This window comes from Deltaproteobacteria bacterium, from assembly GCA_016874735.1.
Lineage (GTDB): Bacteria > Bdellovibrionota_B > Oligoflexia > Oligoflexales > CAIYRB01 > CAIYRB01.
Genome location: VGTI01000036.1, coordinates 34,012 through 45,415, shown reverse-complemented (window position 1 = coordinate 45,415; position 11,404 = coordinate 34,012). Strand labels below are relative to the sequence as shown.

Annotated in this window: 8 protein-coding genes; 5 read left to right on the top strand and 3 right to left on the bottom strand. The window is 53.7% G+C overall.

Annotation, left to right across the window (positions count from 1 at the left end; all coding sequences use genetic code 11):
• Positions 1 to 254: 254 nt before the first annotated feature.
• Complete coding sequence (locus tag FJ146_13755; protein MBM4253033.1) at positions 255 to 857, bottom strand: class I SAM-dependent methyltransferase; 603 nt, start codon at positions 855 to 857, stop codon at positions 255 to 257.
• Positions 854 to 3,304: a hypothetical protein gene (locus tag FJ146_13750; GenBank protein MBM4253032.1), complete on the bottom strand. Its 2,451-nt coding sequence runs from the start codon at positions 3,302 to 3,304 to the stop codon at positions 854 to 856. Before FJ146_13750 ends, FJ146_13755 begins: the two co-directional genes overlap by 4 nt.
• 355 nt (positions 3,305 to 3,659) lie before the next feature.
• Between FJ146_13750 and FJ146_13745 the strand changes: the two genes are divergently transcribed.
• The 5 genes from FJ146_13745 to FJ146_13725 all read left to right on the top strand — a co-directional run bounded on the left by FJ146_13745 (position 3,660) and on the right by FJ146_13725 (position 9,573).
• Positions 3,660 to 5,708, top strand: a complete 2,049-nt coding sequence (locus FJ146_13745) for a hypothetical protein (GenBank protein MBM4253031.1) — start codon at positions 3,660 to 3,662, stop codon at positions 5,706 to 5,708.
• A 15-nt stretch (positions 5,709 to 5,723) separates the two neighbouring features.
• Positions 5,724 to 6,626 carry an SPFH domain-containing protein gene (locus tag FJ146_13740; GenBank protein MBM4253030.1) on the top strand — a complete coding sequence of 301 codons (903 nt, stop codon included), beginning with the start codon at positions 5,724 to 5,726 and terminating at the stop codon, positions 6,624 to 6,626.
• Positions 6,623 to 7,531 carry an SPFH/Band 7/PHB domain protein gene (locus FJ146_13735; protein ID MBM4253029.1) on the top strand — a complete coding sequence of 303 codons (909 nt, stop codon included), beginning with the start codon at positions 6,623 to 6,625 and terminating at the stop codon, positions 7,529 to 7,531. The genes FJ146_13740 and FJ146_13735 overlap by 4 nt, the downstream gene beginning before the upstream one ends.
• Positions 7,532 to 7,666: 135 nt before the next feature.
• Positions 7,667 to 8,641 carry a hypothetical protein gene (locus FJ146_13730; GenBank protein MBM4253028.1) on the top strand — a complete coding sequence of 325 codons (975 nt, stop codon included), beginning with the start codon at positions 7,667 to 7,669 and terminating at the stop codon, positions 8,639 to 8,641.
• Between the two features lie 422 nt (positions 8,642 to 9,063).
• The gene (locus tag FJ146_13725) at positions 9,064 to 9,573 is read left to right on the top strand and encodes a peptidyl-prolyl cis-trans isomerase (GenBank protein MBM4253027.1); all 510 of its coding nucleotides are present in this window, start codon (positions 9,064 to 9,066) and stop codon (positions 9,571 to 9,573) included.
• A gap of 88 nt (positions 9,574 to 9,661) precedes the next feature.
• Here FJ146_13725 and FJ146_13720 read toward each other — a convergent pair whose 3' ends face one another.
• Complete coding sequence (locus FJ146_13720; protein ID MBM4253026.1) at positions 9,662 to 11,224, bottom strand: S1 RNA-binding domain-containing protein; 1,563 nt, start codon at positions 11,222 to 11,224, stop codon at positions 9,662 to 9,664.
• Positions 11,225 to 11,404 lie beyond the last annotated feature (180 nt).

Genomic DNA, 11,404 nt, shown 5'->3' with positions numbered 1-11,404 from the left:
TTTTTGCTGTCGCATCGCTCGAGCCATAAGCGCCTCAGTTAAGGCACCGAAATCACAGGACGGGGGTCCCCGTTCTTACTAAAATGGCATCGGCACACCGGGGGATAACTTTAGGTAGGTATTTAAGGCACGGAAAACACTGGTCAAACGGCGACGAATTCCGCCAGTGTGATTGGCTGAAGGAGCTGAGATTTTGGGGAGTTGGACTCAGATGAGCGAAAGCTCAATCCAAGCGCTGGGCCTATCAGACAGTTCTAGGGTTCTGCCACCGCAACCAGTTGCACCACCGCACTGCGACCTTTATGTCCCTGCCCTTCATTGATATCGCGCTCTAGTTCGTGGCATGACTTGACTCTTAGGCGATGCCAGCACGCCCGCAGCTCATCCGCTGTGACCAGCATATCGACATCTGGAGGACCACCGGTTTTAAACGTGAGTTGCCGTGGCGTGTAGGATTCGAGCAGAAATACACCGCGTGGCGCCAGCGCATCCTCGACTTTTGGATAAACTATTTTGCGTTTATTAGTCGGCAAATGAAACCAAATCGAAACAATCGCGTCCCATTTACTTTGACCAAAATCGAATTGCGTCAGATCAGCACAGACTGTCTCAACCTGGAGGTGCTCTGACCTAGCCCAGTCGTTTAATTTCTGCAACCCAACTTTGGACCAGTCGACAGCGGTCACCTGAAAACCAAGACGCGCCAAAGCCACCGCGTTGCGCCCCTCGCCCTCGGCTAGCATGAGGACCCGACCACCCTTCGGAATAAGTGCGATGCTATCCCGAAGGAAGTCGTTAATCTCGCGTCCGTAAAAAAAGTTCTGAGAGCTATAGCGCTGGTCCCATTGATCCTTCATAGCGAAGCACTGTCCTCAGCTTGGCTACTACTCGGTGGAACGAAGCGTACTTCTAAATAAAGCGGTAATGTTTGCAGAGCTGCTTCCGTATGAAACTCTTGTACCTTGCCACCAACGATACGCACCTGTAATGCCGCAGCTGAGTTCACCGCAGTGAACGTTCCGACCGCTGTCTGCACGGATCCATTGATAGACACGACGCTATTGGCTAGGTCGTCGAAGGATCCAATCGTATTCCAGGAGTTCACAGCTGTTCCGAGTTTGAGATTACTGATGACCGACGTAACAACTGGTTGCCCAGCGATGGTCGGCGTCGGCGCATAGGCTACACCACCAACCACAAGCAACGAGCCTTTAGTACAAAGTGATTGGCTCTTACCTGCAACACATGCGGGCAACGCACCGGTCATGTCAGCCATCGTATGGGTGTGAGTGGTGTTCGCTTTGTTACGCATTTGCACATCGAGCGCCATGAGTACGCCGTCGACGTAAGCTTTGTTGTAGAAGGTCTCGGTCAGCGTCGGTGTGCGCAGCGAGATCACGTTATTCTGGCTACCAAAACTAATGTCGCGAGAACCAGGCTCTCCAACTGGACCCGCTGGACCAACGGGACCCGCAGGACCAACGTCGCCCTGGTCACCTTTGGGACCAACGGGACCTGCAACGCCCGTGGGACCTGTGGGGCCAACAGGACCTATCGGGCCCATATCGCCCTTGTCGCCTTTTTCTCCTTTGTCACCGACATCACCTTTGTCGCCCTTGGGTCCAGCGGGACCGACAGGACCAGCTACGCCTGCTGGACCAACAGGACCAACAGGACCAACAGGACCAACAGGACCAACAGGGCCGGCGGGGCCGGCAACGCCCGTCGGACCGGCGGGACCAACTGCACCAGTGTCACCTTTGGGACCAGCGGGACCTGCAACGCCCGAGGGACCGACAGGACCTATCGGGCCAACATCGCCCTTGTCGCCTTTTTCTCCTTTGTCACCTACATCACCTTTGTCGCCCTTGGGTCCAGCGGGACCGACAGGGCCGGCAACGCCAGCGGGACCTACCGGACCAACCGGGCCTGCAACACCTGTGGGACCGACAGGACCGACTTCTCCCGTTTCACCTTTAGGGCCAACGGGGCCGGCAACGCCTGTGGGACCGGCAGGACCTACCGCACCAGCTGGACCTACGTCGCCTTTGTCACCTTTGTCACCGACATCACCTTTGTCGCCCTTGGGTCCGGCGGGACCCGCAACGCCAGCAGGACCAACGTCACCCTTGTCGCCTTTATCGCCCGCGTCACCCTTATCGCCTTTCGCGCCCGCGTCACCCTTGTCACCTTTTTCGCCGAAGTCGCCCTTGTCCCCTTTCGCACCTTCTATACCGGTAGGACCGGCAGGACCGACAGGACCAACATCACCCGTGTCGCCCTTATCGCCTTTGGCGCCGACGTCGCCCTTGTCACCCTTCGCCCCTGCTAAACCGGCAGGACCGGCAGGACCGGCAGGACCAACTGGGCCTACATCACCCTTGTCACCCTTGTCACCTTTATCGCCCGTGTCGCCCTTATCGCCTTTGGCGCCAACATCACCCTTGTCGCCCTTGTCTCCTTTATCGCCCTTATCACCGACGTCGCCTTTAGCACCGCTGAGACCAACCGGGCCCGCTGCACCCGCTGGACCAACGGGACCGGCTGGACCAATCGAGCCTTTGTCGCCTTTGTCGCCTTTTTCGCCCCGGTCGCCTTTGGGACCGGCTGGGCCTTCGTCGCCAGCTTCACCCTTTTCGCCTTTTTCTCCTTTATCGCCCTTAGGACCGTGAGCCCCTGGGACTCCAGGATTTCCTGGCTCCCCTTTATCGCCGCGTGGACCTTGAGGACCCTGGGGACCGGCGGGACCTGGGTCACCCTTGTCGCCTTTGTCACCTTTGGGACCTTTATCGCAGCGTGGGAGATGGTAGGCATTGGGAGTCGTGCCGTCCGTACATTTTGGGATGCCCGTTTCGGCGCGCGACTGCGATTCGATGTAGATGTGACCCTGTCCGTCGAGCGTCACCGTCAGCATCTGACCGCGTTGGTCGATCGGACTAAACTTCGGTTCACGATCAGAGATCCGACCATCGCGATTTTTGTCGAATCCAATTTTGAGACTCCCACGCAGGCTCTGCGCACTGACCTCTGGGGTGCCTATGGTAACGATCCCAAAGATGCGATTACTCCCATTGACGGGCGTAGACCTTAGTCCTTGGCTATCGACACTGAGCCCGACGGTGTCTCGCCCCACAATGGCGATGAGCTGCGCTCCCACTTCTTCAGCGCTCAGCTCTGAACTCAACACATCTATGGGGAATTCAAATTTATCTGGCACCGCGGCCGCTGCGGACATCGCGACACTTGCAGCGGGGCTGATTATCAATGCCTTGAGACTAACCGAGAGCAATCCCGATAGGCGCATGATTTTCCATCCAAATAATTATTGTTTATTTTTTTTTACTAAAGAGACATCGAGAAGATCGTCATTCGCGGATCTCTATAGGGTACCATAGCCAGGTAACCGACACCAAAGATCGGCTTCCCTGAGGCTTTAGTCATATGTTATCGCGCCACTAAATATGACTCTGATTTGACCAAAATTTCGGTAGACCATAAGATCGCATAAGAACCATCTACCGAACCGGACTCCCCGTGCTGACCCCGAGGGTGCTCCTACAGAGTGAGACAGCATTAGCACACGCACTGCCGTACGCCCGACACCCTCATTCGGTCCTAAAGATAATCAACACAACCAAAATAAGCAGAGGGGTGTCCTGGTGACGCAAACAGTGAACGGCAGTCAGACAGCGACCGACGACTGGGCTCCAATGCGGCCGCGGGAGCTTCTGCGCAGTTTAGGTAACAGTTGGCTGGAGGTCCTGAAAGCGCCGTCACTACCACAGGAGATCGTGGCGGGTCTCACCGTAGCAGCCGTTGCGTTGCCCCTGAATATTGCTCTTGCAGTGGCTTGCGGACTACCACCAAGTGCCGGGCTCGTCGCTGGAGCTATCGGCGGAGCCGTTGCGGCGGTCTTTGGCGGGTCTGCCTCGCAGATATCCGGTCCAGCAACAGCTCTATCCTTGACTGTGTTTACTCTGAATCAAGAATTTGGCATGTCCGGTGTCGCTGCGGCCTGCCTGTGTATTGGTGTCATCCAACTTGCACTTTGCGCCGTCGCTAGTCGGAACCTTCTGAAATATATACCTGAGTCGATACTGACCGGATTTGCAAGCGGCGTGGGACTTAAGTTACTAGACAATCAAATCCCAGAACTTCTTGGTTTTGATTACACAACTTCTGAACTAGCTCAGATGATGCATCGCCCAGCTTGGCTTCATGAAGTGTCTTGGTTAGCAGTAATGTCCGGACTCTTCGTTGCATTTTTGGTCAATGCCAGTAATAAGTTTAAGCGATTTCCGGCTGCGCTGGTGGCAATCGCGCTCATCACTGCAGTGGCCAACAGATTAGGCTGGAACGTAGAGCGTGTCGGACTGGTTCCAATTAATTTACACCTACCAACCTGGCCCACAGTTGCTGATGACCGATGGTTGCGCATAATCACCGTATCTGTACCGCTAGCAATCCTTGCCGCAGTTGAGACTCTGATCTCGGCAAAGTTGGTAAAAAATTGGACTAGCGATTCAAAAAACATTGATTCAAATCTTGAGATCTTCGGCCAAGGAGTGGCTAACCTCGCATCAGGTTTTGTTGGCGGCATGCCGGTATCGGGGGTCACCATTCAATCAAGAGTTGCCGTCCAGAGCGGTGCCAGGACAAGGTTATCTGCCTTATTTCATAGCGCAGCTCTTCTATTCGCTTTTCTCTATCTAAACGAGACAATTTCATCGATACCGCTTTCAGCGCTAGCCGGTTTACTCTGTATGATTGGCGTTCAGTTAATCGATACCTCAACTTTCTTCAAATTAATCAGGACACAACGCGTCGAAGCATTATGCTTTCTGCTAACCATCATTGGCACTCTCAAAGGTCACTTAATGGTGGGGCTTACCGCTGGTATTGCGCTTCACTTGGTCTCAATGAAGGTAAGACGTTTGATTCACAGTCCTGCGAGCCACGAAATAGCCGAAAAAGCGAAAAAAAAACCAACCAGCGGCACTCGAGCTAAAACCTTGGATGCGACCAAGGCAGCCAACAACCGTCGTCGCATCAATCACTTCAGTGATGAGAATCCAAATATTGATTGGCTCAAGCAAATCCGCATGAGGGCCCAGTCAGCTGCCTCTGCATTTGTTCATCAAAATGCATCTGTGATCGGCAAAGTGGTGCTTGGGGATCATGTTCATATTGCTGCCGAAAGCTCGGTACGAGCCGACGAGGGGTCGCCTTTTTATATTGGCTCCAATTCCAATGTACAGGATGGAGTGGTCCTTCATGCGCTCAAAGATAAGTGGATCGATGTAGATGGCGAAAAGTGGGCAATTTACGTCGGACAGAACGTATCAATAGCACACCAAGCATTGGTTCATGGACCGTGCTATGTGGGTGACAACTCATTTGTGGGGTTCCAGGCCGTAGTGCATAACTCTGTCGTTGGTAGCAAATGCTATATCGGTATCGGTGCCATCGTAGTTGGAGTCAACGTTCCAAGCGGTAAATATGTACCACACGGCAGTATCATCGACACTCAGGAGGCAGCAGATCAGCTTCCAGACGTGAGTCATGAACATATGCACTTCAACGAAGAGGTAGTTAATGTCAATCGGGGCCTGGCGGCGGCTTACTCACGCGAAAAATCTGTATCTTCAAAAAATTTAAGTAAGACGCAGGTCAATTCGCGTCCCCACCAAGCAAAAAATTGGTTTTGATCAGGGAGATTCCAAGTGACAGCGACTTTCTATTTAGCTGTATTTATTGGGCTAACAATTTACGCATTATACGGATTATCCAGATGCTTATTTCAAGTTTCTGAGGGAGAGATTGCTGTCATCTCAGCTTTTGGCAAAAGTAAATTTAGCAACGTATCTAGTAAGCAACTTAAAGTCTATGCCCCAGGTCTGCATCTAAAATTGCCGTGGGAATGTGTACAAAAAGTCTCGATGAAAGAGCAAATTTTAGAGCTCTCTGGAGATGAAAGCGGCATCACAGCCATGACAGCTGACGGCACGACACTTGCGATTAATGCTATTGTCCGGATCACGCTCGCCAAAGATTCCCTGTATCAATTTATCATTGGCCTGGAACATCCAATTGATCACCTCAAAAGTTGGTTTACTTGCTTGTTGCAGGACCAAATAGCAAACTTCGATCAAAAGTTGAGAACATCTGTTCCGTCTCAGGGCACTTTAGCAAGTTCTGATGACATAAAATTAGGCTCCTATGCCGTGATTCGTCGTGAGCGCCGTCTGCTTAATCAGGGCATCCAAGAATTTTGCCGTCATCAAATTGGTGACCGCTACGGTGTCAGCTTTGATGGTATAGACCTTACCGATATCCTGCCTCCCGACGAACTGGCCGAAGCTCTCAACAGCGTCATCAATGCCCACAGTGAGGCCCAAAGCCTTCTGGCTCGGACCGAGGGCGAATGCGAACAACAAGTGATCGCCGCGGCTAAAGGGCTAGACATTGCGAAAGCACGCGCTCAAGCGGTCGAGCAAGAGATTTCCACCATGGTTGATGTTCTGGCGAAACTCCAAAAAGACGGGACGTTGAGCGCTTACCTTGAGCGTCGTCGTGCCGAAGTTTATGCCGATGCCCGCACCTCCTACATCAAGAGGCCATCATGAGTAACGATATTTTGTCTATTGGCTTTGGCATTGTGATTGGTTTGAGTGTGCTCCCACTGATTGGTTGGCTCATGAAGCTCGTCAGCATGGAGGTTCATGAGGAGACCGCGGCCGTCATCACAAGTTTTGGTCGCCTGACCAAAGTCGTTCGGGAGCCTGGCCTCCACCTTTGGCTAGGAAGGTATTTACCGTGGAATAAATGCCAACAAGTCTCACTCAAGCGGGACCATCGCACGTTTGAAGAGATCCACGTCAACGACTGCCGTGGCACCACGGTCATCGTCGACCTGTGGACTCAGTTCCGCGTGATGTCACCGGAAAATGCGCTGTTCCGCGTCACTGACCGGGAAAAAGCGTTGCGTAGTCTGCTCACCAACTCTGCCACCGCTATTCTCGGTACCTTTGAATTAAGCCAAATCCTGGCCAACCGCAGCGAGCTTAGCCAAAGGCTCAAAGACGATATCCGCGATGAAACGCTGCGTTGGGGTCTAGAGATCGACCTCGTATTCATTAGTAAGCTGAGTCTTTTGCCCGAGGTCTCAGCTCAGCTATTTGACACGGTAGCAGCACGCCTGGAGAAGGCTAAGGCCGACATTGACGAAAATGGCCGCCTGAGTGCCGACATGCTCCAAGCCGCTACGGCAGCAAGTGTTGCTAAACTGGTGGCAGAGGCCCGCGGCCAGTATAGCCTCGGCGTGAACGCCGCCTACCAGAAGCTCCGTACCAATCCAGAGCTCATGGCAGCATATAAGGAACTGTACGAACTCTCACTGATCAAACCCTACAAGACTGTGACCTTTCACGGATTCAGTGACGGCGAAGTGTCGGCCATCGATGCAGCGATGACCACGGCTAGTGGCTTTGATGCGGCTCACCAAGCTTTGAGTTCCCATGCGCCTGTCTAGAAAAATCTGTCTAAGGATTTGACATTCGTCGTCAGGCCCCAAGGAAACCCTCTGGAATCACTGGGGCCGATTTCTGGCACAACTCCTGCTGCCTTTTTCTTTAAGAACAAAGAATAAAAGAGGTAGGAGTCACCCATGAACCACACAATTCGCATTCGTGATCATTTGGTCATTACCGGTGTCACGATCATGGCCGTCATTACTGGCTACAGCATCTATCAGATGGCCGCCGTGCGTAACGAAGCCAAATTGTTGCGGGAACAAAATACCGTCGTCACTGCTAATCTCCATAAACTGCAAGCACACTTTCAGCAGCTAAGGTCGTATACGGAAAGCACTCAGACACTTGCCATCGGTGGCGTGCGCACTGCGGCCGTTAGCGAGGACCATTATGATGCGCGCACTCTAAACTTAGGATCACGAGCGCTCGGCCAAAATGCGCCTTTTAGCCTCGCGGCAAAAAGCTTGAGCGGCGTGAGTGCAGCGGCTGCGCTCAGTGACACGGAGCAGTTCGCTCAAAACATTGCGCGCATAGACAGCATCGCCGACGATATCGAACTGGTATCAAAACGTCTCACTAATATTTCGGCAGCCCTACGCGTCAACAAAGACAATCTGAAAGCCGTGCCGTCCCGTCTACCCGTTTGGGGCCGCATCAGCAGCGAGTACGGTGAGCGTATGTCACCATTTCATGGCCTACGTAGGATGCACGATGGTATCGACATTATGGCAACCGTTGGTACTACGGTGTACGCCCCTGCTGATGGGGTCGTGACGTTTGCCGGTGAGTTTCCGCACATGGGCCGCATTGTGGTCATCGACCATGGCGGCTCCGAAATGATCACCCGCTACGGCCATCTGAGCGGCATCCAAGTCAAAGCCGGTGACAAGGTGAGAAAAGATCAGGCGATCGCTAAAACTGGCAACTCTGGTAGGTCCACCGGACCTCACCTGCATTATGAAATTTGGCACCGCAATCAGCCTGTAGATCCCCGGGAATACCTATTTGACATGAGCGACCAGGCGCCGCTCGTCATCGCTCCGCCTACCCGGCTGACCGCTGATAAGCGCTACTTTGAGCCAAAGTCGTTCTACAAAGACTTGGACTGAACAGGACGGATCTGGACGGATCGGGACGGATCCTCGCTAGAGGCTTGAAGCTGTACGTTAGCCGGTTTAAGATCAGGTTTAAGTCAAACTTTTCTGCTTATGAGCCAAGGAGGCTTTATATGCGTTCCAATCTGTCCAAGATGGGCCTACTCTTAGCCGGCGTCCTGGTAAGCACCAGCACCTATGCCAACGACAAACTAGCTGCCACTCCGGCCGCTAATGTGGCACCAGCGTCCGCCACGGCCACGGCACCTGCCACCACGGCCGCGCCGGTCACCAATAAATCCCCTGCAACAGCCCCTGCAGCAAGCACTGCTGCTCCCGCTGCTCCTGCGGCAGCTACGGCGACCGGTAAACCAGAGGCTGGAAAGCCCGCCACCACCACGGCACCGGTAACCGCTCCCACCAAAAGTGCGGGCACAGTGGTAGAGATCAAGACTAGCGAGGGCAACATCAAGGTCGAACTAGCCGATAAGGAAGCCCCGATCAGCGTCGCCAACTTCGTGGCCTACGTGAATAGCAAATTTTACGACGGTACCGTCTTTCATCGCGTGATCGATGGTTTCATGATTCAAGGCGGTGGCTATACTGTCGATGGTGATAAACTCAACGAAAAGCCAACCAAAGCGGCGATTGCTAATGAAGCCAAGAATGGCCTGAAAAACGACAAAGGCACCATCGCCATGGCGCGCACGAGCAATCCCGACAGTGGGACCTCGCAGTTTTACATCAACCTCGTAAACAACGACCGCTTAAACTACCCGAATCCCGATGGCCATGGCTATGCGGTCTTTGGTCGCGTGGTTGAAGGGCTCGACATCGTCGAGAAGATCGGCAAATCTAGAACGGCGATCCGCTTCAATATGCAAGACTTCCCCGTAGCGGACGTGAAGATCCTCTCGGCCAGCGTTGTGAAGCCTACCAGTCACTAAACTTAGGTCATGAAGCCTGATTGAGTGAACCACAAGGGCGACGCACGGACTAATGCATAGTCCGTGCGTCGCCCTGAGTTTTGGGGTATCAGCCGCGCTGTTTGAGCTTACTGCCCAGTAGGGCACCAAAACTGCCGACCTTAGGTGCATCTGCTTCAGCCCTCTGCGTGGCAGCAGCCTGACGCTCGGACGCCAGGTAGTCCTCGTAGTTCTTTTGATCGGAATCCTCTTCCTCAATATCAGCAAGGGTTAGCTGAATCCGTCGCTCCTCAGGCGCCACAGCTACGACTCTGACCTCGAGCTCCTTACCCGGGGTAGCGGCCTGCTTGTAGGCCTCGCCGTACTTGCGTTTAAGCACACTCAGCGGAAGCAGAGCCGTCAGGCCTGGTGCCAACTCCACTAAGGCACCAAAGGGCTTGAGCCGCTCGACTTTAGCACTGCGCAACTGCCCTACTGGATAACGCGTCGCAGCGGCGAACCAGGGGTCGTCCTCAGGCTGCTTCATGGTGAGTGAAATACGGCGTTGCACCGTGTCGATGTCTTTAACCGCGACGGTGACCGTGTCGCCAATCTTGAGAACCTCGGACGGATGATGCACCCGCTTCGTCCACGAGAGTTCGGAAATATGTAGCAGCCCCTCAAGTCCTGCATGAATTTGGACGAAGGCACCAAACGACTGCAAGTTTACAACTTTACCCTCGTAGACTTTGCCACCAGAGATGAGATCATGCACCCGCTCCCACGGATCTTGCGAGGCCGCCTTCATGCTTAAGGAGAGTTTAGGCCTGCCCTTGTCGTCACGCTCGATCTTCAGGATTTTGACCTGTACGTGATCACCAACACTGACGACCTCGCTCGGGTGAGACACGCGTCCATGCGCTAGATGCGACACATGGACCAAGCCATCGACGCCACCGATATCGACGAAAGCACCAAAATCCCGGAGCTCCGTAACCGTACCGGTGAAGACCTTGTCCTCAGTGGAGGTCGCCGCCAACTCTTGCAGGCGTAAGTCAGCTTTTTTGCGTAGCAGAGCGGTGCGCGAGACGACGATGTTACGCCCGCGTTCTTCGACTTTTTCGATCAAAAACTCGTAGTCCTTGCCGACGTGCTCAGCACCGTTATCGGTAAACTTGGTATCCATCTGCGAGATGGGACAGAAGGCTGTCTTGCCGAGTACTGTTACTTCAAAGCCGCCTTTAATGACTTTAGCGACGCGGCCGCGCACCGGGATGCCCTGGGCTTGAGCCTTATCCAAGTCATCGGACGACTTAAGAGCGTGAGTCATGTGATGACTCAGCTGGACCTCGCCACCGCGCTTAGCGATAACAAAGGCCTCAATCTTATCGCCTACCTTGTATTTTAAAGCGCCGTGCTCATCGACGAGCTCGATTTTGTCGATCACACCAGTCGCCTTACCGTGACCCAGGTCGACCATGACATCGGTACCAGAGCCAATGAGGGATAGCGTGCCCTGCACTTTTTCCCCGACAGCAATACGCTGGCCACCTTTGGCCTCCTGCTGCAGCAAAGCGGCAAAAGCCTGGGCCGCACTCTCCTTCTGCGGAGCCTCGGCGTCAAACCCGCTATCGTCATCTTCCCACTCGATACTTGGACCCTTAACCTTAACCATGTAGCACCTATCTCTCATCTGGGTTGGGAGGGAAAATTACCACGGTCCCCCTTAAACTGGTCTACTTAATTGTTGGTCAGGGAGGAATCAGCTACAATTTCCTCTTTGCGGCCACCAACACCTACAGGGAGCAGTTTGCCATGTGCATCATCTGCCTTGAATTTCAGCGCTCTCGCGACCTAAAAGACGCTCGTCAGA